The following is a 22354-nucleotide window of genomic DNA, read 5'->3' as shown; positions in this document are numbered from 1 at the left end:
CTGCCCCGGATTTCGCTTCGCTCCATCCGGGCTACGGAGGCGTGAGCCTACCCACCTGCCCAGACGTCGAGCACGTAGCGGTTCCTGGTGCCCATTTCCTCGATCCAGCGCGCGGCGGCGTCAGTGTCGACACCGGTGCGCTCGCGATAGATCGACATCAGGGTCGCCTTGACGTCGGGCTCCATCTTGCCACCGTCGCCGCAGACATAGACGATCGCGCCCTTCTGGATCAGCTCCCAGATCCGGTCCTTGTGCGCGGCGACAAGGTGCTGCACATAGGTCTTCGGGCCATCGGCACGTGAGAACGCGGTGTGTAGTTCACTGACGCCGTCGGCTGCGAACGCCTTCAGTTCATCCGCATAGATGAAGTCCTGCTCGGGGTGCCGGCAGCCGAAGAACAGCATCGCCGGTCCCAGCGTCGCGCCCTGCGCCCTGCGCGCGGCGCGCTCCTGCAGGAAGCCGCGGAACGGTGCGAGGCCGGTGCCCGGCCCGATCATGATGATCGGCACGGCATTGTCATCGGGCAGGCGGAAGCCTGCCTTGGTCTCCTTGATGGTGGCGTGGACGGTGTCGCCGGCGCGGCGGCGCGCCAGGTAGTTCGAGCAGACGCCCTTGTAGATGCCGCGGCCGGAACTTGCCGGCGCCTCCACCACGCCCACGGTGACGCTGCAGCGCTGCGCCTCGCCGGCCGGAGACGACGAGATCGAATAATAGCGCGGCGCCAGCAGCGACAGCATTTCGAGATAGAGGTGAAACGGCAGCTCGCAGGCCGGATATTCCTCGAGCAGGTCAAATACCGATTTGCGCTTCGCCAAGACGTCGGTGCGATAGCGCGCGGCCGAGGCATCGTCGTCCCCGACATAGGCCATCAGCTTCGGCTTGGTCACCGGGCAGCGGGTGTGCTCGGCCATGATCTGGATCTGCTTGCGGGTCGCGACCTGCTGCAGCTCGACGAACTCGGTGAGCAGCCGCCCGACCGACACGGCATTGCCGACCGGCAATTGCGCGCGGCGGCCTTCCGAGACCTGCAGACGGATCTGGTCGGCCGGCAGGAAGCCAAAGCGGCGTGCAACGGAATCGACCAATGTCGGATCGTTGCGCGGCACCACGCTGAGATGATCGCCGACACGATATTTCAGACTGGCCGGCAGCTCGACCTCGATGTGCCGGGTCGACCGCTCCGACGGATTGGCGCCATCCTTGGTCTGCAGCTCGCTGTTGGCGAGCACCTTCATCGGCACCGCGCCGCCCTGCGTCACGATGGTGTTGACGGCGCCTTGTGCCACCGGCTCGATCGCGTAGAGCGGCTCGTCCTCGGCGGTGCGGGTGAAATTCCAGTCGATGCCGAATTCCTTGGTCGCGACCTTCGCGGCCTCCGGGAACCATTTCTGGAACTGGCCGTCGAGATCGCTGCGCGCATCGCCCTCGCCGCGCGGGAAGACGGCGCGCGCGCCATGTTTAGTCAGCTGTTCGTCGATGAAGCGCGGCACCGACTGGTAGGTCGCCGCCCAATCGCTGTTGCCGCAGCCGAACACCGCGTAGCGGACCTTGGCGAACGCATCCTTCGGCAGGTCGCTATCGAGCCATTTGACGAACTGCGTGGCGTTGTCGGGCGCCGCGCCATTATAGGAGGCGCAGATGATCAGCACGCCGCCCTCCTCCGGCAGCTTGCCGACATAGTCGTCCAGCGGACCCAGCCGCGTCGCGAAGCCGTTGATCTCGGACAGATCCGCCATGCGGGTCGCGAGCTCCTCGGCCGAGCCGAGATTGGAGCCGTAGAGCACCAGCATCGGCGTGTTGTGGCCAGGGCGCGTGGTCGGCGCGCGCGGCGCCTTCGGCGCGGCTGCAACCGCGCCCGTGCTGCCGGCGAACGCGCCGCGGTCCCTGTCGGCGCGCGGCCGCACCTTGATCCTGAAGCCGTCGGGCTTGACGGTCAGCGTCTCCTTCAGATGCATCTGGTAGCGATGCACGTCGATCAGCTTGAAGCGTTGCAGGATCAATCCGATCGCCAGCGCCGCCTCGTGCATGGCGAAGCCGCGGCCGATGCAGGCGCGCTGGCCGTTGCCGAACGGCTTCCAGGCATTGATCGGGCGCTTGGCCTCCGCCTCGCGGCTGAAATTCTCGGGATCGAACACGTCGGGGTTCGGGCCCCAGACGCTGGGATCGCGGTGCAGCGCCATCACCAGGATGGTGATGAAGGTGTTCTTCTTCAGCTTGTACTTGCCGCCGATCGTCTCATCGGCCAAAGGCGCGATGCCGTAGGCCGGCGCCGGCGGCCACAGCCGCAGTGCCTCCTTCAGGCATTGCGTGATGTAGGTGAGCTGCGTCACCTGCTGATAGGTCGGCCGCGCGTTGACGTCGGGCCCGAGGACGCGGTCGACCTCCTCATAGGCCTTCTTCAGCACCTCCGGGTGCTTCAGCAGCGCGTAGATCGTGCACGACAACAGGCCGCTGGTGGTCTCGTGGCCGGCGATCAGGAAGGTGTTGATCTGGTAGCGGATGTTGACGTCGTCGAGCTGCTCGCCGGTGGCGCGGTCGACGCCGGTCATCATCGCCGCCAGCATGTCCTTCTTGTCGTCGGTCGCGGCGGTGTTGCCGCGCCGCTCGGCGATGATCTCGTCGACCATCTTGTTCATGAAGGCGACGTCGTCGGCCAGCGTCTTGCGCCGCTTCTGCATCCACAGACCCTCGAGCGGCAGGCCGCGGGTCATCATGATGGTTTCGAGCGAGCGCACCAGCGATTCCACGAACGGGTGGTAATCGCGGCGGTAGAACGAATTGAAGCGGTAGTCGAAGCCGCAGAGGCCGATGGTGTCGAGGGTGAGCGCCGTCATGTCGTGGACGACCTCGATCTCCTCGTCGGCGTTGAGGCGCTCCCATTTCTTGACCAGCTGCTCGGCGATGTCGACCATGCTCGGATGGTACGATTGCATGGCGCGGTTGCCGAACGGCTGCATCAGGATGTTGTGCGCCTTGCTCCAGTTCGGCTCCTTGGTGTCGGCGGTGAACAGGCCGTCGCCGCCGACCGCGCGCACCCGGCGCAGCGAGCCGCGCACCGCCTTGTCGAAGCGCTTCTCGTCGGAGAGCTCGTCGACCAGATCGTGACCGGACACGATCACGAGCGGCGCGCCCATCATGTCGAGCCAGAAGATCGGTCCCAGCTCCTTGGAGAGCTTGACGAGATGCTGCACCGGCGCGGTCGAGTCCAGCGACAGCATGTTGCCGACCACCGGCTTCGTCGGCGGATGCGGAATCGGACTCAGTCTGTTGCCGGACGCCATTTTCGAAGTGCCCCCTCGCTACGAGTCGTCATCCCTGCATAACGGCTTTGCCGTTATTGCCTGAGGAGCGCGCACGCGCGCGTCTCGAAGGATGGCCGCTTGCTCCAGTCCCTCTCATCCTTCGAGGCGCGCCAAAGGTGGCGCGCACCTCAGGATGACGGCTACCCAAACCGCTTTCTGCGCCATTCGATCAGCTTCGCGCTGACTTCGTCAGGCTTTTCCTGCTGCGTCCAATGGCCGCTGTCCTTGACCAGGTACTTCTCGAGGTCCGGCACCAGCCGCTCCATGCCGTCGGCGGCCGAGGGCGGCAGCACCGCGTCGTTCTCGGCCATGATCATCAGCGACGGCACCCGGACGTGATGGTCCAGCCCGGCCGAGCGCTCCCAGTTGCGGGTGAAATTGCGATACCAGTTGATGCCGCCGGTGAAGCCGGTCTTGGTGAAGGTGTCGACGAACACCTTTTTCTCGTCCGCGGACAGGATCGGCGTGCGCGGGTCATGCTTGGCGTCGTAATTCGCGATCATCTGCGGAAACGCCAGATTGAGCCGCGCCGAGGCGCCGACGCCGGCGATCGGCTGTTCGGGCGGCGCATCCGCCGGACGCGGCACCGGCTTGCGCATGAAGGCGTCGAAGGTCTGCTCGACGCGGCTGCCGAAGATGCGGTCGGGCTCGCGCCCCGGATCCTGGAACTGGACGATGTACATGTGGTCGCCGAAGCGCTGGCGAAACAGCGCGATCGGGTCCATCGGCGCACGGTCCCAATGCGGCGTGTTGACGCCGACGACGCCGGCGACCCGCGCAGGATGCCTGAGCGGCATCTGCCAGACGACAAAGCCGCCCCAGTCGTGACCGACGAAGATCGCCTTGTCGATCTTGAGATGGTCGAGCAGGCCGACGAGGTCGCCGGTCAGGTGCTCCATGTCGTAGGCCTCGACCGGCTCCGGCCGGTCGGTCGCGCCATAGCCGCGCTGATCCGGCGCAATCACCCGGATGCCGGCCTCGCCCAGCGCCTTGATCTGGTGGCGCCAGGAGAATGCCAGTTCAGGCCAGCCGTGGCACAGTACCACCGGCGGCGTGTCGGTCTTGGGGCCCGCTTCATAAAACCCCATGCGGATGCCGTTCGTCTCGGCGAACTGCAGCGGTGGCATCTCAATCATCGGCAGGGATCCTTATTCGGCTGCGCCCTTGATGTCCGCAGGCGGGGGAGCGAACGCCGCCTCGAGTACATCGAACTCGAGCGGCAGCATGTCGCACATCACCTGCACGTGGGGAATGATGTTGGCGCCCACGATGAAACCGAAATCGAGCTGATCGCGGTAGCTCTGCACGGTGATGTTGAGCGCGACGCCGTGGGTCGAGATCGAAACCGGGAAGATGTGCAGCAGCTCGGCACCCGCCGCATACAGCGTCTGCCGCGGCCCCGGCACGTTCGAGACCGTGATGTTGGTGGCCGGCGGCAGCACGTTGGAGAGGTCGGAGCGGCTGTAGAGCAGCGCCAGGATCTGCACCAGGATCGGCGCGCCCAGCAGCGAGATGTTGGTGACCTGCGGCACCAAGGCGCGCAGCGGATGCGACATCTCCTTGGACCTGGTCGACTGCGCGATGATGGTTTCCAGCCGCTTCTTGGGGTCTTCGATGTCGGTCGCGATCGAGCAGATCATGCCGAACACCTGGTTATTGGATTCGGCATTGCCCTCCTCGCGCAGCGAGATCGGAACACCTGCCGTCAGCGACTTGTTCGGCAGCGCGCCCTGGCTGATCAGATAGCGCCGCACCACGCCGGAGGCGAGCGCCAGCACGACGTCGTTGAGCTTGCCGCCGGACGCCTTCGCCAGTGCCTTGGCGCGCGACAGCGAGATCGAGGTGCCGGCAAAGCTGCGTTCGGACGAGATCGCCTTGTTGAGGATGGTCGGCGGCGAGGACATCGCCTGCAGGCTCTCGCGCGACCTCGGATCGGCGACCTTGGCGACGACGTCGGACAGGCTCTTCATGACCGTCGGCATCGAGCCGGCGAACTTCACCGCGCTTTCGATCTGGAACATGGCGTTGTCGAACAGGATCGAGCCAAGGTCGCTCTTGCCGGAACGCGGCAGCTCCAGGCTCTTCTGCGCGGCGGCAGCGGCCTCGAACGGCTGGGTCCAGAGCTGCTGATAGGCATCGATCAGATTGGCCGCGATGTCGCGCGGCTCCTGCGCGACTTTCTTCGCGCTCGGCGGCTCGATCTCGCGCGGCACCGGCGTCAGGTCGTAGATCATGCTGGTCAGCGCCGCGCCGGCGCCGCCGTCGATGCAGGCATGGTGCATCTTGGAATAGAGCCCGATCTCGTTGTCCTTCATGCCCTCGAAGACGTAGAACTCCCAGAGCGGGCGGGCGCGGTTCAACAGCTTGGCGTGCATCCAGCCGACGATACGCTCCAGCGTCGCACGGTCGCGCGGCGCCGGCAGGCTGGCGCGGAAGATGTGACGGTCGATGTCGAACTGATCGTCCTCGACCCAGGACGGATGATCGATGTCGAGCGGCGCCTTCTGCAGCCGCGCCTTGAGGATCGGCGCGATGTGCAGCCGCGAGGCGATCATCGCCTTGAACTCCTCGAAGAAGTCGCCCTTGTAGCCGTCGGGCAGGCGGAAGATCGCCATGCTGCCGACATGCATCGGCATTTCCGGCGTTTCCAGATAGAGAAACGATGCGTCCAGCGAGGACAGCTTCTTGGCGCCGCTCATGATCTCCTCCCGAGAGCCTACTTACGCGGGCGCCTTGGGCGGCGCTTCTCGTCGTTTGGTCAGGATAGTGCCTGTTCTGCCGGCCCGTAGGCAATGGCAAAGGGGCCCGAGCGGTCAAAATGCCGGAATTCCCCTTCCGGCTGGGCCAGCCGGTCCGCAATCGCCCATAGCGCCGCGGGATTGACGCCGAGGCCGATATGGCTGGCGAAATGCACCTCGATGTTCTCGGCGGTGGCCGACGGCCGCACGCGCGAGGTCCGCCAGTTCACGATGCCATCGGTGCGGGAATAGATCGAGGTTGTCGGCACCGGCATGTCGCCGGCGATCGCGGCGCGGATTTCCGGGATGTCGCCCACACCTTCGCCGGACAACAGCTCATAGAGCCGCGTCGCATTGGTGGCGCGGATGTCGTCGGCGAACGGGCTGCCCAGCGTGATGATGGAGCGCACCAACTCCGGCATCTGCGACGCCAGGTCGCGCGCATAGACGCCGCCGAGGCTCCAGCCGATGATCGAGACCTTGCGCCCTGACGCCTCATGGACCCGCTTCAGCAGGTCGCGCAGCGCAGCCCGCCTGCTGGAAATCCCGCCGAAATTGCGGCCCATGTTCCAGGCACAGGCGTCGTAGCCGAGCTCCTTCAGATAGCGCCGCATCGGCGCCATCGAAAGGTCGCTGGCAAGGAAGCCCGGCAGCGCCAGCACCGGATGACCGTCGCCCTTCGGCGCCTGCATCAGGAGGGGCGACAGCAGCAGGCTCGAATTGAGTTCGAGCACGCCGCGCGCCTCCGCCAGCATCAGGAACAGGCTCGGCGGGCGCAACCGGCGTTCGGTCCCATCAACGCTCCCTTTCGCCGCCGCCACTATTTCTTGTCCTTCTTGCCCATGCCGCCGAGGCCGGCCATCGTCACGAACATGTCCTGGAAGCGCTCGGCGAGTTTGGGATCGAAGGTGAACCAGCTTTGCAGCAACGCTTCCGGCGAAACCTTCTCGATGTTCGACAGCATCTGTTGCTGCAGCCTGTCCATCACCGCGTTCTGCATCGGCGCCACATCCGGCAGGCCGAAGAATTGCCGCGCTTCGAGGGGCGTGCAATCTATCTCGACGTTGACCTTCATATCCGCCTCCTCAAATGCGCCTTGGCCCGCCATAGTATCGCCGGGACGGGGCGAGTTGCGCAAGCGAGCCGTACCTGTCCCGGGGGGCAGTCGGCCTCAATCATCCGTTATGGTCAACCAAACCGTTTGGAGCAGTTGCTCCAAACCGCTTGGAGCGGTTGCTCCAGACTGGTTGGAGCGGCCGGCATAAACGAGGCGCGCCGGTGATCATTCCCGAGAGCGACAAGCGGCACTCCGAAAGTCGAATGTCACGCGTTCGCGCCGACAGCCTACTCTCTTTTCCGGTTCATTGCGCTGCACCCGCGCGGACGGGTTAACCCTTTGGCAAATCGCGCTTGCGTGGCCGGTAAACTCTGGCAACATGGATCGATAATACCAGCCGGACAGAGCAGCCGGCGGACAAAAACGGGGACGCGGGATCACATGTCGGTACGTTGGAGTTTTGCGGCGGCTGCCGTCGCATTCGTCGCCTTTGCTTTGCCGGCATCGGCCCAGACGCTGAAGTACGCCAACCAGGGCGAGCTGAAGTCGCTGGATCCCTACACGCTGAAGGAAACCACGACGATCGCGCACCACGCCCACGTCTACGAAGGCCTCACCGCGCGCGACAAGGACCTCAAGATCATTCCGGCCCTGGCGGAAAGCTGGGAGACGCTGAGCCCGACCAAATGGCGCTTCCATCTGCGCAAGGGCGTGAAATTCCACAATGGCGATCCCTTCACCGCCGACGACGTGCTGTTCTCGGCCGAGCGCGTCCGCGCCAAGGGCTCCAACTTCCTCAGCAACGTCCCGGCCGACGCCAAGTTCAGCAAGGTCGACGACTACACCGTCGACGTGACGCTGGACTCGCCCAATCCCATCCTGATCTCGCAGTGGGATAGCTGGTACATCATGGACAAGAAGTGGTCCGAGGAGAACAACTCGGTTGCACCGACGCCGGCCTCCGCAACCACGCCGAGCTACGCGGCGCTGCACGAGAACGGCACCGGCCCCTTCACGATCGAGAGCCACCAGCCCGGCGTGAAGACCGTGTTCAAGGCGTTTGCCGGCTATTGGCGGAAGCCCGAGCATAATCTCAAGGAGATCATCTTCACCCCGATCGGCTCCGACGCCACCCGCGTTGCCGCGCTGCTCTCGGGCGAAGTCGACGTGATCGAACCGGTTCCGCTCCAGGACATCCAGCGCGTCAATTCCAGCGGCGTCGCCACCGTCATGACCGCGCCGGAGATCCGTACCATCTTTATCGGCATGGATACGGCGCGCGACGAGCTGCTGTATTCCAACATCAAGGGCAAGAATCCGTTCAAGGACATCCGCGTCCGCGAAGCCTTCTACAAGACGATCGACGTCGATCTGATCAAGACCCGCGTCATGCGCGGCATGTCGACCCCCTCGACGTTGATGATCGCACCCGAGCTCTATCCGCTGTCGAAGGAATTCACCCGGCCGAAGCTCGATCCCGATGGTGCCAAGAAGCTGCTGGCCGACGCCGGCTATCCGAACGGCTTCGAAGTCACGATGGACTGCCCGAACGACCGCTATGTCAACGACGCCGCGATCTGCCAGGCGGTGGTCGGCATGCTGGCCCGCATCGGCGTCAAGGTGAACCTGCTGGCGCAGCCGAAGGCGCAGTATTTCGCCAAGGTGCTGAAGCCCGGCGGCTACCAGACCTCGTTCTTCATGCTGGGCTGGACGCCCGCGACGTCCGACTCGCACAACGTGCTGCACGACATCCTCGGCTGCCGCGACGATCCGAAGGATGCCACCCGGGGCGAGGCCAATCTCGGTGGCTATTGCAACAAGGACGTCGACGCGCTCACCGACAAGGTCCTGGTCGAGGGCGACACCGCCAAGCGCGACCAGTTGATCAAGCAAGCCTACGACATCGTCATCAAGGATTACGGCTACATTCCGCTGCATCAGCAACCGCTGGTGTGGGGCGTGTCGAAAAAGGTCAAATTGACCCAGCGCGCGGACAACCAGGTGCTGCTCTACTGGGCGACCAAACAGGGTGAATAGTGGCTTTGGCGAATTGGGTCCCGGAAGCGAAGGCTTCCGGGACCGCTCGTTTTCCGGTCGTGCAAAGCCGCGCGCCAATGTCAAAAGCAGTGAAAGGTAGAGATGCTGGCTTTCACTCTTCGCCGCTTCCTGCAGGCGATCGGCGTGATGCTCGCCGTGGGCGTGATTGCGTTCGCGATGTTCCGCTTCGCCGGCGACCCGGTGAATCAGATCGTCTCGATCGACACCTCGGCCGCGCAGCGCGCCGAAATCCGGCAATCGCTCGGCCTCGACGATCCCGTGCTGGTGCAGTTCGGCCGCTACTTCATCAATGCGCTGCAGTTCAAGTTCGGCGTGTCCTACCAGTTCCGCCTGCCGGTCTCCTCGCTGCTGGCGGAACGGCTACCGGCGACGCTGGAGCTTTCGATCTGCGCGACGCTGTTCGCGATGGTGGCCGGCATCCTGATGGGGGTCTATTCGGCGCTGCGCCGCGACACCGTGCTTGCCAAATTATTCCAGGCGGTATCGCTGATCGGCATTTCGCTGCCGACCTTCCTGATCGGCATCCTCCTGATCTATCTGTTCGCGGTGACGCTGGGCTGGCTGCCCTCCTTCGGCCGCGGCGAGGTGGTGAAGCTCGGCTGGTGGACCACCGGACTGCTGACCGTCTCGGGCCTCAAGGCCCTGATCATGCCGGCGATCACGCTCGGGCTGTTCCAGATGACCCTGATCATGCGGCTGGTGCGCGCCGAAATGCTGGAAGTGTTGCGGACCGACTATATCCGCTTCGCCCGCGCCCGCGGCCTGACCACGCGCGCAATCCATTTCGGCCATGCGCTGAAGAACACCCTGGTTCCCGTGATCACGGTGGCCGGCCTGCAGTTTGGCTCGGTTATTGCTTTCTCGATCATCACCGAAACCGTGTTCCAATGGCCGGGCATGGGACTTCTGTTCGTGCAGGCCGTGCAAAATGTCGATATCCCGATCATGGCCGCATATCTGTTGATGGTCTCGCTGATCTTCGTCACCATCAATCTCGTGGTCGACATCCTCTACACCGTGGTCGATCCGCGCTTGCGGTCGACCGTCGGCCGCGCGGCGTGAGGGGCTGACCGATGTCCGATGCCGTCGTCCCCCATCGCTCCCAAGACCACCAGGCCCCTGCCGGCTGGTTCAGGCGCGCGCTCGACAGCGACATCTTCTATTCGTTCCGCCGCTCCAGGCTGACGATGGTCGCCGCCGTGATCACGCTGCTGTTCTTTCTGCTCGCAATCTTCGCATCATGGCTCGCGGTGCAGAACCCGTTCGACCCGGCGCAGCTGCAGCTGATCAACTCGCGGATCGCGCCGCTGTGGACCGCCGACGGCCAGAGCCCGTTCCTGCTCGGCACCGACGAGCAGGGCCGCGACGTGCTCTCGGCGATCCTTTACGGCCTGCGCATCTCGCTTGCAGTCGGCCTGGCCGGCGTGGTTTTTGCCGGCGCGCTCGGCATCGCCCTCGGGCTGATCGCAGGCTATTTCGGCGGCGTGGTCGACACCGTGATCATGCGGATCGCCGACGTGCAGCTCACCTTCCCCGCGATCCTGATCGCGCTGCTGGTCAACGGCGTCGCCAAATCGCTGCTCGGCAACCGGCTCGACGAGATAAGCACGCTCGGCGTCCTGATCATCGCGATCGGCCTCAGTTTCTGGGTGCAATATGCCCGCACCGTGCGCGGTTCGGTGATGGTCGAGAAGAACAAGGATTACGTGGCCGCGGCGCAGCTGATCGGCCTGCCGGCGCCGAAGATCATGCTGCGGCACGTGCTGCCGAACACGATGGGCCCGATCCTCGTCATCGCCACCATCAACCTCGCGCTCGCGATCATCACCGAGGCGACGCTGTCGTTCCTTGGCGCCGGCATGCCCGACACCATGCCCTCGCTCGGCACCCTGATCCGGATCGGCAACAACTATCTGTTCGCCGGCGAATGGTGGATCGTCGCCTTCCCCGGCATTGCGCTGGCCGGGCTGATCCTCTCCATCAACCTGCTCGGCGACTGGCTGCGCGACGCACTCAATCCAAAGCTCCGATGACCAAGCCCGTTCTTTCCGTGCGCAATCTCGAGGTGGAATTCGTCACCCGCCGTGCGACCTTGCGCGCCATCAACGGCGTGTCGTTCGACATCGCCAAGGGCGAGGTGCTCGGCGTGGTCGGCGAGTCCGGCGCCGGCAAATCGGTCACGGGGCTAGCCGTGATCGGGCTGATCGATCCGCCCGGCCGGATTTCCGGCGGCGAGATCGAGCTCTCGGGCACGCGGATCGACCATCTTCCGCCGGAGGAGATCCGCCGCATCAGGGGCAAGCGGATCGGCATGATCTTCCAGGATCCGCTGACCAGCCTCAATCCGCTCTACCGGATCGGCGACCAGATCATCGAGACCATTCGCACCCACAGCAATCTGAGCGAGAGCGCCGCGCGCAGGCGCGCCATCGATCTGTTGGCCGAGGTCGGCATTCCCGCGCCGGAAAAGCGCATCGACGGCTACCCGCACGAATTCTCCGGCGGCATGCGCCAGCGCGTCGTCATCGCGCTTGCGATCTGCGCCGAGCCCGAACTGATCATCGCCGACGAGCCGACCACCGCGCTCGACGTCTCCGTGCAGGCGCAGATCATCGCGCTGATCAAGCGGCTCGGCCGCGACCACGGCACCGCCGTGATGCTGGTGACCCACGACATGGGCGTGATCGCCGAGACCTGTGACCGCGTTGCGGTGATGTATTCCGGCCGCATCGCCGAGATCGGCCCGGTGCAGGAGGTGGTGCGCAACCCGCTGCATCCCTACGCCAGGGGCCTGATGGGCGCGATCCCGACCCTCGCCGGCGAGGACAAGCGCCTGGTGCAGATCCCCGGCTCGATGCCGCGGCTGTCGGCGATTCCGCCAGGCTGCCCGTTCAATCCGCGCTGCGCGTTTGCCTTCGATCGCTGTCACGTCGAACGCCCCGAGCCGATCCGGCAGGGCACGCAATCCGTCGCCTGCCACCTGTTCGAGCCGGCGAAGGAGACGGCGGCATGAGCGGGACATTGATCGAGGTCAGGAACCTGCGCCGCGTCTTCGACGTCTCCAAGCCGTGGCTCAACCGCGTGATCGAGGGCGGCCATCTCGAATTCCTGAAAGCCGTCGACGGCGTCTCTTTCGACATCAAGCGCGGCGAGACCTTCGCGCTGGTCGGCGAATCCGGTTCCGGCAAGACCACCGTCGCGCGCATGGTGGTCGGCCTGCTGCCGCCGAGCTCGGGCGAGGTCGTCATCGACGGGGTCTCGATGACCGATCCGCGGCAGGGCCAGGCGCGCCGCCGCCTGCGTCGGCGCATCCAGATGGTTTTCCAGGATCCCTATGCGAGCCTCAATCCGCGCTACCGGGTCGCCGCCATCTTGGCCGAGCCGATCCGCGCCTTCGACCTGATCCAGGGCGAGCGCGACATCAAGGCCCGGGTCGGCGAATTGCTCTCGCTGGTCGGCCTGCACCCCGACGACGGCCAAAAATTCCCGCATGAATTTTCCGGCGGCCAGCGCCAGCGCATTGCGATCGCCCGCACGCTGGCGTCCGAGGCCGAGTTCATCGTCTGCGACGAGCCGACCTCGGCGCTCGACGTCTCCGTGCAGGCGCAGATCCTCAATCTGATGCGCGACCTGCAGGACAAGTTCGGCCTCACCTATCTCTTCATCAGCCACAATCTCGCAGTGGTCCGCCACATGGCGAGCCGGATCGGCGTGATGTATCTCGGCCGCATCGTCGAGATCGCCGAGGGTCGGGAATTGTTCGAGAACCCGCGGATGCCGTACACGAAGATGCTGCTCGGCGCGGTTCCGGACCTTGCGATGTCCGGCCGCCAGCGCATCCCGGTGAAGGGCGAGATTCCAAATCCGATCGATCCGCCGCAGGGCTGCTCGTTCAACCCGCGCTGTCCCCTCGCCTTCGATCTCTGCCGCCAGAAGACGCCGGAACTGATCGACGGCGTCGCCTGCCATGCCGTCAACAGTCCCGCCGTCGTTCCGGCATGATCACGCGGATGGGAGCGGCCATGTCCACCAAGCGGTTGGCATACCAGCCGGCCTGTGATCAAGTGCGCCCGCCGAAGAGGCCCAACAACAAACCGACGAACGGTCAATCGCCATGAGCAACATCAACCCCGATCCGTTCACAACCCGGCCCGAGATCGAAGGCACCTTCGGCGTCGTCACCTCGACGCACTGGATCGCCACCGCGGTCGGCATGGCAACGCTGGAGAAAGGCGGCAACGCCTTTGACGCCGGAGTGGCCACCGCCTTCACGCTACAGGTGGTCGAGCCGCATCTGAACGGCCCCGGCGGCGACGTGCCGATCATCGTGCACGACGTCAAGCGCGGCAAGAGCGAGGTGATCTGCGGCCAAGGCCCGGCGCCGGCGAAGGCAACCATCGCGCATTATCGCAGCGAGGGTCTCGAGATGGTGCCCGGCACCGGCCTGCTTGCGGCCTGCGTGCCCGGCACATTCGAATCCTGGATGCTGCTGCTGCGCGACTACGGCACCATGAAGCTGCGCGACGTGCTGGAGCCCGCGATCGCCTACGCCCGCGACGGCTATCCGCTGGTCGAGCGTGCATCGGCCACCATCAAGACCGTCGAACAACTGTTCCGGAAATACTGGACCACATCGGCCGACGTCTATCTGCCCAACGGCGAGGTGCCGAAGCCCGGCACCATCTTCACCAACAAGAAGCTCGCGGAAACTTACACACGCATCCTCGATGAGGCAGAGAGCGCCGGCAGTGACCGCGTCGCGCAGATCGAGCGCGCGCGGCAGGCCTGGTCGAAGGGCTTCGTCGCCGAGGCGATCGACAAGTTCTGCCGCACCCAGGAGGTGATGGACGTCTCCGGCTCGCCGCATCGCGGCGTGTTGTCGGCCGACGACATGGCGCGCTGGCAGCCGACCATCGAGGCGCCGCTCACCTATGATTACGGCCGCTACACCGTGCAGAAGGCCGGGGTCTGGAGCCAGGGTCCGGTGATGCTGCAGCAGCTCGCGCTGCTGAAAGGTTTCGAGCTCGACGGGCTCGATCCCGCAGGTCCCGACTTTATCCATCTGCAGATCGAAGCCGCCAAGCTCGCCTATGCCGATCGCGAGACGTTCTACGGCGACCCGAAGTTCACCGAGATCCCGATCGAGACGCTGCTGTCCGATGCCTATAACAACGAACGGCGCAAGCTGATCTCAAAAGACAAAGCTTCGCTCGACTTCCGCCCCGGCTCGGTCGAGGGCTTCGGCGGCGTCGTGAAGTTGCGACACGCCGAAGGGCATCGCGAAGCGGTCGGCGCCATGGGCGCGGGCGAGCCGACCGTCGGCCGGTTCGGCGAGGTGCGCGGCGACACCGTGCATTTCGACATCATCGACAAGGCCGGCAACATGATCTCGGCGACGCCGTCCGGCGGCTGGCTGCAGTCCTCGCCGGTGATTCCCGAGATCGGTTTCTGCCTCGGCAGCCGCGCCCAGATGTTCTGGCTCGAGGAGAACCACCCTGCCTCGCTTGCGCCGGGCAAGCGGCCGCGCACCACACTCTCGCCGACCATGGCGCTGCGCGACGGCGAACCGTATCTCTCCTGGGGTTCGCCGGGCGGCGACCAGCAGGACCAGTGGATCACGCAGTTCTTCCTGCGCCACATCCACGCCGGGCTCAATCTGCAGGAGGCGATCGACGCCCCGGCCTGGCACTCCGAGCATTTCCCGATCTCGTTCTGGCCGCGCACGTCGCGGCCCGGCGTGCTGGTGCTGGAAAACCGCGTGCCGAAATCGACCATCGACGAATTGAAACGCCGCGGCCATGTGGTTGAGATTGGTCCCGATTGGTCGGAAGGCCGCCTCACCGCGGCCTCGAAGGTCGGCGCCCGCCGCCGCGCTGCCGCCAATCCGCGCGGCATGCAGGGTTACGCCGCAGGCCGCTAAGCACGAAGGTTTGAGATGACCTGGTCGATCATCGCCCGCGATAGAACCACCGGCCAGCTCGGCATCGCCGTCGCAACGCGGTTCTTCGCGGTCGGCGCGCTGGTGCCGCACATCGCACCCGCAATCGGCGCGGTGGCGACGCAGGCGCTGGTCAATCCCTATTACGGCATCGACGGCCTTGCGCTGTTACGCAGCGGCAACAGCCCGCATGAGGTGATCGCGGCGCTGATTGCGCCCGACAGCGGCCGCGAAAGCCGGCAGCTCCATGTCATGGACGCCAGGGGCCGCATCGCGGCGCATTCCGGCAAGGACTGCATCGACTGGTTCGGCCATATCGCCGGCGACGGGTTCTCGATCGCCGGCAACATGCTGGCTGGACCTGCGGTGCTCGACGAGACCGCGCGCGTTTATGCCGAGAACGAGAAGCTGCCGTTCGCGGAGCGGCTGATCAAGGCGATGTTCGCCGGCGAAGCGGCCGGCGGCGACAAGCGCGGCAAGCAATCGGCGGCGCTTCTGATCCACGGCGCGGAGGAATGGCCGGCGCTCGACCTGCGCGTCGACGACCACGCCGATCCCCTGCGCGAGCTTGAGCGGCTGGAAGCCGTCAGCCGCGAGCACTGGGTGCCGTTCCGGAGCTTCACGCCGACCCGCGGCAACCCGGCCGGAACCAGCGATCGCGCCACAATCGACGCCGGCATCGCAGCGGCAACCACGAGCCGCGAATGACGGCAGGCCCGCTGCTCGAGATCGAGGGCCTGCGCGTCACCTTCCAGGGCGATGACGGCCGCAAGACGCATGCCGTCGACAGCGTCGATTTTTCCGTCGGCAAAGGCGCGACGCTCGGCCTGGTCGGCGAGTCCGGCTGCGGCAAGAGCGTGACCTCGCTCGCGATCATGGGGCTGTTGCCGAAGCAATCCGCCGCGGTCTCCGGCGCGATCCGCTTCGACGGTTTCGACCTGCTCGACGTGCCTGATACGACGCTGCGCGACCTGCGCGGCAATCGCCTTGCGATGATCTTCCAGGAGCCGATGACCTCGCTCAACCCGAGCTTCACCATCGGCGACCAGATCACCGAGACCATCTTGCGCCACCGCGGCGGCTCCCGGCGCGCGGCGCGCGAACGCACCATCGAGCTGCTGCGCCGCGTCCACATCCCCTCGCCCGAAAAACGCATCGACGAGTTTCCGCACAAGCTGTCCGGCGGCATGCGCCAGCGTGTGATGATCGCGATGGCGCTGGCCTGCGATCCGCAGCTTCTGATCGCCGACGAGCCGACCACCGCGCTCGACGTCACCTTGCAGGCGCAGATCCTCGATCTGATGCGGGAGCTGAAGGCCGCGAGCGGCGCCGCGATCATCCTGATCACCCACGATCTCGGCGTCGTCGCCGAAGTCTGCGACGAGGTCGCGGTGATGTATGCGGGCGAAATCGTCGAGCGCGCGCCGGTCGACGAGCTGTTTGCCAATCCGCAGCATCCCTACACGGTCGGCCTGCTCGGCTCGATCCCGCGGCTCGACCGCCGCACCAGCCGCCTCGCCATCATCGAGGGCATGGTGCCGAACATGGCCAACCCGCCCGCCGGGTGCCGCTTCGCCGCGCGCTGTCCGTTCGTGGAACTTGCCTGCACCCAATCGCCGCCGCCGCTCGCGCTGCTGAGCCCGACCCACGCCTCGCGCTGCATCCGCGCGCCGCTGGAGCGGCTGGTGTCATGACCGCGCTGCTCGAGGTCGAAGGGCTGGTGAAGCATTTCGTCGCCGAACGCTCGCTGTTCGGCCGGCCGACCGCCCATGTGAAGGCGGTCGACGGCGTCAGCTTCACGGTCGAGGCCGGCAAGACGCTGGCGCTGGTCGGCGAATCCGGCTGCGGCAAATCCACCGTCAGCCGGCTGGTGCTGCGGCTGATCGAGCCGGACGCCGGACGGATCCGCTTCGAGGGCCGCGACCTCGGCACGCTCAATGCCGGGCAGCTGCGCGCATTCCGCCGCGACGCGCAGCTGATCTTCCAGGACCCCTACGCCTCGCTCAACCCGCGCATGACGGTGAGCCAGATCCTGACCGAGCCGCTGGCGCTGCATAATCTCGTCCCGGTCGCGGAACGCCGCGCGCGGGTCGAGGAGCTGTTGCGCCTGGTCGGGCTCGAGCCGCGCTTTGCGCGCCGCTATCCGCACGAATTCTCCGGCGGCCAGCGCCAGCGCATCGCGATTGCCCGCGCGCTCGCAGTCGAGCCGAAGCTGATCATCTGCGACGAGCCGGTGTCGGCGCTCGACGTCTCGATCCGTTCCCAGATCCTGAATTTGCTGCGCGACCTGCAGGATCGCCTGAAGCTTGCCTACATCTTCGTCTCGCACGATCTCGCCGTGGTGAAGCACATCGCCGACCGCGTCGCGGTGATGAATCTCGGCACCATCGTCGAGACGGCGGATGCACAAGCGCTGTTCGCCGCGCCGCGCCATCCCTATAGCCGCGCGCTGCTGTCGGCGATCCCGGTGCCGAAGCCGCGCGCCAGGCGCAGCCGCATCGTGCTGGAGGGCGAGCTGCCGAGCGCGCTCAATCCGCCGTCCGGCTGCCGCTTCCATACCCGGTGTCCCTATGTGATCGCGCGCTGCCGCAGCGAAGTGCCGCAGTTGCGCGAAGATGGCACTGGATATGCAGCGGCCTGTCACCGGACGGGCGAGCTGCCCGGCGCGGAGGCGATCGTGCCTTCCGATGGCGGGTTCTCGCCGACACTGGAAAAGCTGGTGGCGGCGTTCAATGCGGCGGAAGCCTCGGGGCGGCCCGGGGTTATTTCACAGGGAACAAAGGCGTAGGGAATAAGGGGGTTGGCGATGAGATTTTGGCGCTTGGCGGTCCTGATGGCGGCCCTCGTGACCTGGTGCGGAACGAGTGCGCGTGCCGAGACGACACTTCGCATCGGGCTCGCCGAGGACCCCGACATCCTCGATCCTTCAATCGGACGCACCTATGTCGGCCGCATCGTCTTTTCAGCCTTCTGCGACAAGCTGTTCGACATTGACGAGAAGCTGAACATCGTTCCGCAGCTCGCACTGTCCTACGAGAACTCGGCCGACGGCAAGGAGATGACGATCAAGCTCCGGCCGGGCGTCAAGTTCCACGACGGTGAGCCGTTCGACGCCGAGGCCGCCAAATTCTCGCTGGAGCGCCATCTGACGCTGCCGACCTCGTTTCGCAAACCGGAATTGGCTGCGCTCGACCACGTCGACGTCGTTGATCCCCTGACCATCAAGCTGGTGCTCAAGACGCCCTACTCGCCGCTGATCGCCCAGTTGACCGACCGCGCCGGCATGATGGTTTCGCCGAAGGCGGTGAAGGAAGCCGGCGACAAATTCGGTCTGCATCCAGTCTGCGCCGGACCCTACAAGTTCGTCGAACGCGTGCAGCAGGACCGCATGGTGTTCGAGAAATTCGGGGATTACTGGAACAAGGACAACGTCTTCATCGATCGCATCGTGTTCCTTCCTATCGTCGATGCCACGGTGCGGCTCGCCAATCTGAAATCCGGCGGGCTCGATCTGATCGAGCGCGTGCTCGCCACCGATATCAAGGACGTCCGAGCTGACAAGCGGCTCGTGCTGTCGACCGCACCTGAACTCGGCTATCTCGGCCTCACCATCAACATCGGCAACGACAAGAGCAAGGGGCCGCTCAGCCAGTCGGAAAAGGTGCGCCAGGCGCTCGATCTGTCGATTGACCGCGAGGCGCTCAACCAGGTCGTCTTCAACGGCGAGTTCACGCCGGGCAATCAGTGGGTCAGCCCGACGCACCCTTACTATCAGAAGGCGTTTCCGGTTCGGGCCCGCGACATTGCCAAGGCCAAGGCGCTGCTGAAGGGGGCCGGTGTCACGCTGCCGGTCGCCATCGACTACATGGTCCCCAAAGGCGCCGAGAACGAAGCCGTAGCCCAGGTCGTGCAGTCGATGGCGGCCGAAGCAGGCTTTGACATCAAGATCCGTGTGGTCGAATTTGCGACGACTTTCAAGCAGGCCCAGGCCGGCGAATTTCAGGTGTTTCAGATCAACTGGAGCGGCCGGATCGATCCTGACGGCAATTCCTATGTCTTCCTGCACACCAAGGCGCCGCAGAACGATGGCGGCTATTCCAACGCGGAAGCCGACAAGCTGATGGAAGATGCGCGGCTGATCAACGATCCCGCCCAGCGCAAGGCAATCTACGAGAAGATGACCAGGATCGTGCTCAATGACGAGCCGATCATCTACATCTATCACCGCACACTCCTGATCGCGCACTCCACCAAGGTCGAGGGTTACCGCCAAATGCCGGATGGATTGGTGCGCGTGATCGGGCTGAAATTGAAATGATCGCCACAGCGCAGGACACGCGGGGCCGACAATGCTGAACTTCCTCGCCAAGCGGCTGGTTCAGCTGGTCCCGACGCTGTTCTTCGTCTCGCTCCTGATCTTCTCGCTGCAACATTTGTTGCCCGGCGATCCGGCACTCGTCATGGCCGGCGAGGAGCGCGATCCGGCCGTCATCGAACAGATCCGCCAGCAATACCATCTGGATCAACCGATCCCGGTGCAATATGCCTATTGGGTCAAGGGCGTGCTCATGGGCGACCTCGGCGAGTCCCTGCGCAACAAGATGCCGGTGTCGAGCCTGATCGCGCAGAAGCTGCCGGTTACGATGCAAATCGCCGGCATGGCGATCGTGGTCGCCTTCCTGATCGGCATTCCCGCCGGCATCATCTCGGCGGTGAAAATCGGCACGGCGTGGGACTATGGCGCCAATTTGTTCGCGCTGTGGGGCATCTCGACGCCGAACTTCTGGCTCGGCATCATGCTGATCTTCCTGTTCTCCGTCGAACTTGGCTGGCTGCCGGCCTCCGGCTACGTGCCGCTCAGCGAAAACTGGCGCGCGAGCCTCGCCGCATCCGTCATGCCCGCCTTCGTGCTCGGCAATGCGATCGCGGCGATCCTGATGCGGCATACGCGAAGCGCGATGCTGCAGGTGCTGGAGAGCGACTATGTCCGCACCGCGCGGGCGAAGGGCCTGTCCGAACGCACGGTGATCCTCAAGCATGCGATGCGCAACGCGCTGACACCGATCATCACGCTCGGCGCGCTCGAGCTCGGCACGCTGCTGTCGGGTGCGGTGCTCACCGAGCAGATCTTCTCGATCCCGGGCTTCGGCAAGCTGATCGTCGATGCCGTGTTCAACCGCGACTATGCCGTCGTGCAGGGCGTGGTGCTGACCACGGCAACGATCTACATCACGCTCAATCTGATCGCTGACATCGCCTACATCCTCGTCAACCCGCGGCTGAGGGGCTGATCGGATGACCGACGCTGCACTCAGCCCCCTCGCTCCGCTTGCCGCCGCCGAAACGCTCGAGAGCCCGGCGCGGCGCGCCTGGCGGCGGCTGATCCGGCGCAAGGGTGCCGTGCTCGGACTCACCGTGATCGCGCTCTTTATCCTGCTCGCCGTGTTCGCGCCGCTGATCGTGCCCTATGATCCGGTCGCGACGAGCTGGTCGCTGGTGCGCAAGGCGCCGTCGGCGCAACACTGGTTCGGCACCGATGAACTCGGCCGCGACGTGTTCGCCCGCGTCGTGTTCGGCGCCCGCGCCTCGCTGCTTGCCGGCGTCATCTCGGTCGGCATCGCGCTTGCGATCGGCGTGCCGCTCGGCCTCCTCGCCGGCTACCGCGGCGGCTTCATCGACGCGCTGATCAGCCGCATCTCCGATGCCATGCTCGCCTGCCCGTTCCTGATCCTGGCGATCGCGCTCGCAGCATTTCTCGGCCCGAGTCTTAGCAATGCCATGATCGCGATCGGCGTCTCGGCGACCCCGATCTTCATCCGCCTGACCCGCGGCCAGGTGATGAGCGTCAAGGTCGAGGATTATGTCGAGGCGGCGCGCGCCATGGGCAATCCGCGCTGGCGCATCGCGCTGGTCCACATCCTGCCCAACATCCTACCGGCGCTGCTGGTGCAGGCGACGCTGTCGATTGCGGCCGCGATCATCGCCGAGGCCGCGCTGTCGTTCCTCGGCCTCGGCCAGCAACCGCCGGCGCCGTCCTGGGGCAGCATGCTCAACGCCGCGCAACGCTTCCTGACCAGCGCGCCCTGGATGGCGGTCTGGCCGGGGCTTGCGATCTTCCTGGTCGTGCTGTCGTTCAATTTGGTCGGCGACGGCCTGCGCGACGCGCTCGATCCGAAGGCGCGGTAGTGGATTCGTGCCACAGCGAGCGCCTATGCTCTCTCCGTCACCCCCGCGCAACGGCTTCGCCGTTGTCGCTGGAGGAGCGCGCATCTTGCGCGCGTCTCGAAGGGTCGACGGCCACCGACCGGGCCGTTCATCCTTCGAGACGCGCTACGCGCTCCTCAGGATGACGGGATTAGCTGTGTACGCGCCTTGGGCTGTTCAACCTAGATCACCACCTCGCGCAGCACCCTGCGGCAATCCATCTCGTATTCGAGATCGACCACCGGCGGGCGGCAGAAGTGCCAGGTCAGGCCGGAGCGGGTGGCGCCGCGGCGGACCAGTTCGTCGACGAGCACCGGATGGATGTCGTGCACGGTGTAGGCCTGTACCGCCGTCGTCTCCTGCCAGCCGAAGCTGAACTCCGCCAGACGGCGCTCCATCTCGCTGGCGGTGAAGCGGACCTTCTCCTTCCACGCGCCGGGACTGAGATCGCGATAGCAAACGATGCGGTCCGGATAGCTGGCGGTGCCGCCGCGTGCTTCGGCGCCGCCGGCGATCACGAAGGACGGTGAAGCGCTCGTGCTCGGCCGCGTGAACGAGAACGCATGGAACGACGGCTCGGCCGGCGGATCGATCTCGGGACAGACGTTGCTGCGCGCCACCGGATTGATGGTGCCGTCGAACAGGCCCCATTCGGCGAGCGTCTTGACGTAGTGCTGGTTGAAGGCCCGGAAGCCGTCCTCGGTGAAGGCGGCCGGCGAACGCAATTCGCAGGCGCAGAACGCGGTCAGCGGCCGGCCAGCGTCCCGGATGTAGGCCGCGATCCGTGCAAAACCTTCCGCGAGCGGCAGCAGGCGATCGAAGCGCACCCGCTCGATCTCATAGCCCGCGTTCGCCTGCGCGCCGCTTGAATATTGGAACACGGCCGGAATGAACCGGTAGTTGCCCGCCGCAAACTCGCTCGCCATGCCTGCTTCCTCCGGATTTCCTGAGGCGAGTATTTTCTGCCCGCCGTCGGCAAACCCTATCACGAGACAAAGAAAAGGCGGCAGTGGCTTTCGCCAGTGCCGCCTTCTCTGCGAGCATGAGCTTGGAGGGC

18 protein-coding genes are annotated in these 22354 nt (G+C 65.4%); 12 read left to right on the top strand and 6 right to left on the bottom strand.

Annotation, left to right across the window (positions count from 1 at the left end; all coding sequences use genetic code 11):
* Positions 1–47: 47 nt before the first annotated feature.
* From ACE10X_RS14555 to ACE10X_RS14535, 5 genes are all read right to left on the bottom strand, one after another.
* The gene (locus ACE10X_RS14555; protein ID WP_038383832.1) at positions 48–3281 is read right to left on the bottom strand and encodes a bifunctional cytochrome P450/NADPH--P450 reductase; all 3234 of its coding nucleotides are present in this window, start codon (positions 3279–3281) and stop codon (positions 48–50) included.
* 161 nt (positions 3282–3442) lie between these two features.
* Positions 3443–4438 carry an alpha/beta fold hydrolase gene (locus ACE10X_RS14550; protein ID WP_028338798.1) on the bottom strand — a complete coding sequence of 332 codons (996 nt, stop codon included), beginning with the start codon at positions 4436–4438 and terminating at the stop codon, positions 3443–3445.
* A 12-nt stretch (positions 4439–4450) separates the two neighbouring features.
* Positions 4451–6001, bottom strand: coding sequence for a wax ester/triacylglycerol synthase family O-acyltransferase (locus ACE10X_RS14545; RefSeq protein WP_304556543.1), 1551 nt, complete (start codon positions 5999–6001; stop codon positions 4451–4453).
* 59 nt (positions 6002–6060) lie between these two features.
* On the bottom strand, positions 6061–6795 hold the full coding sequence (locus tag ACE10X_RS14540) for an alpha/beta hydrolase (protein ID WP_051002907.1): 735 nt from the start codon (positions 6793–6795) through the stop codon (positions 6061–6063).
* A gap of 65 nt (positions 6796–6860) precedes the next feature.
* Positions 6861–7115, bottom strand: a complete 255-nt coding sequence (locus tag ACE10X_RS14535) for a DUF6489 family protein (protein ID WP_038383850.1) — start codon at positions 7113–7115, stop codon at positions 6861–6863.
* Positions 7116–7538: 423 nt separating this feature from the next.
* Here ACE10X_RS14535 and ACE10X_RS14530 point away from each other — a divergent pair, with 423 nt between their 5' ends.
* The 12 genes from ACE10X_RS14530 (at position 7539) to ACE10X_RS14475 (ending at position 21279) form a co-directional block, all read left to right on the top strand.
* A complete protein-coding gene (locus tag ACE10X_RS14530; RefSeq protein ID WP_038383836.1) occupies positions 7539–9134 on the top strand; it encodes an ABC transporter substrate-binding protein in 1596 nt (531 codons plus the stop codon).
* A gap of 102 nt (positions 9135–9236) precedes the next feature.
* On the top strand, positions 9237–10217 hold the full coding sequence (locus ACE10X_RS14525; RefSeq protein ID WP_038383837.1) for an ABC transporter permease: 981 nt from the start codon (positions 9237–9239) through the stop codon (positions 10215–10217).
* An 11-nt stretch (positions 10218–10228) separates the two neighbouring features.
* Positions 10229–11188, top strand: coding sequence for an ABC transporter permease (locus tag ACE10X_RS14520; protein WP_038383838.1), 960 nt, complete (start codon positions 10229–10231; stop codon positions 11186–11188).
* Entirely contained in the window at positions 11185–12168 is a 984-nt protein-coding gene (locus tag ACE10X_RS14515; protein WP_028338803.1) for an ABC transporter ATP-binding protein, read from the top strand. Before ACE10X_RS14520 ends, ACE10X_RS14515 begins: the two co-directional genes overlap by 4 nt.
* A complete protein-coding gene (locus tag ACE10X_RS14510; protein ID WP_038383839.1) occupies positions 12165–13157 on the top strand; it encodes an ABC transporter ATP-binding protein in 993 nt (330 codons plus the stop codon). The genes ACE10X_RS14515 and ACE10X_RS14510 overlap by 4 nt, the downstream gene beginning before the upstream one ends.
* A gap of 112 nt (positions 13158–13269) precedes the next feature.
* Positions 13270–15075, top strand: a complete 1806-nt coding sequence (locus ACE10X_RS14505) for a gamma-glutamyltransferase family protein (protein WP_038383840.1) — start codon at positions 13270–13272, stop codon at positions 15073–15075.
* A gap of 15 nt (positions 15076–15090) precedes the next feature.
* Positions 15091–15801, top strand: coding sequence for a DUF1028 domain-containing protein (locus ACE10X_RS14500; RefSeq protein WP_375764278.1), 711 nt, complete (start codon positions 15091–15093; stop codon positions 15799–15801).
* Complete coding sequence (locus ACE10X_RS14495) at positions 15798–16787, top strand: ABC transporter ATP-binding protein (RefSeq protein ID WP_375764277.1); 990 nt, start codon at positions 15798–15800, stop codon at positions 16785–16787. Before ACE10X_RS14500 ends, ACE10X_RS14495 begins: the two co-directional genes overlap by 4 nt.
* Positions 16784–17881, top strand: coding sequence for an ABC transporter ATP-binding protein (locus ACE10X_RS14490; RefSeq protein WP_038383843.1), 1098 nt, complete (start codon positions 16784–16786; stop codon positions 17879–17881). The genes ACE10X_RS14495 and ACE10X_RS14490 overlap by 4 nt, the downstream gene beginning before the upstream one ends.
* 18 nt (positions 17882–17899) lie before the next feature.
* A complete protein-coding gene (locus ACE10X_RS14485) occupies positions 17900–19411 on the top strand; it encodes an ABC transporter substrate-binding protein (RefSeq protein WP_038383851.1) in 1512 nt (503 codons plus the stop codon).
* A 31-nt stretch (positions 19412–19442) separates the two neighbouring features.
* On the top strand, positions 19443–20384 hold the full coding sequence (locus ACE10X_RS14480) for an ABC transporter permease (protein WP_038383844.1): 942 nt from the start codon (positions 19443–19445) through the stop codon (positions 20382–20384).
* A gap of 4 nt (positions 20385–20388) precedes the next feature.
* Positions 20389–21279 carry an ABC transporter permease gene (locus ACE10X_RS14475; protein WP_038383845.1) on the top strand — a complete coding sequence of 297 codons (891 nt, stop codon included), beginning with the start codon at positions 20389–20391 and terminating at the stop codon, positions 21277–21279.
* 200 nt (positions 21280–21479) lie between these two features.
* On the opposite strand, the gene ACE10X_RS14470 is transcribed toward ACE10X_RS14475, so the two are convergent.
* Complete coding sequence (locus ACE10X_RS14470; protein WP_038383846.1) at positions 21480–22223, bottom strand: hypothetical protein; 744 nt, start codon at positions 22221–22223, stop codon at positions 21480–21482.
* Positions 22224–22354 lie beyond the last annotated feature (131 nt).

It is taken from the genome of Bradyrhizobium sp. Pha-3, assembly GCF_042258325.1.
In the GTDB taxonomy this organism is placed as follows: Bacteria; Pseudomonadota; Alphaproteobacteria; order Rhizobiales; family Xanthobacteraceae; genus Bradyrhizobium; species Bradyrhizobium elkanii.
The sequence above is the reverse complement of the archived record's forward strand: the minus strand, read 5'-3'. Positions and strand labels throughout refer to the sequence as shown.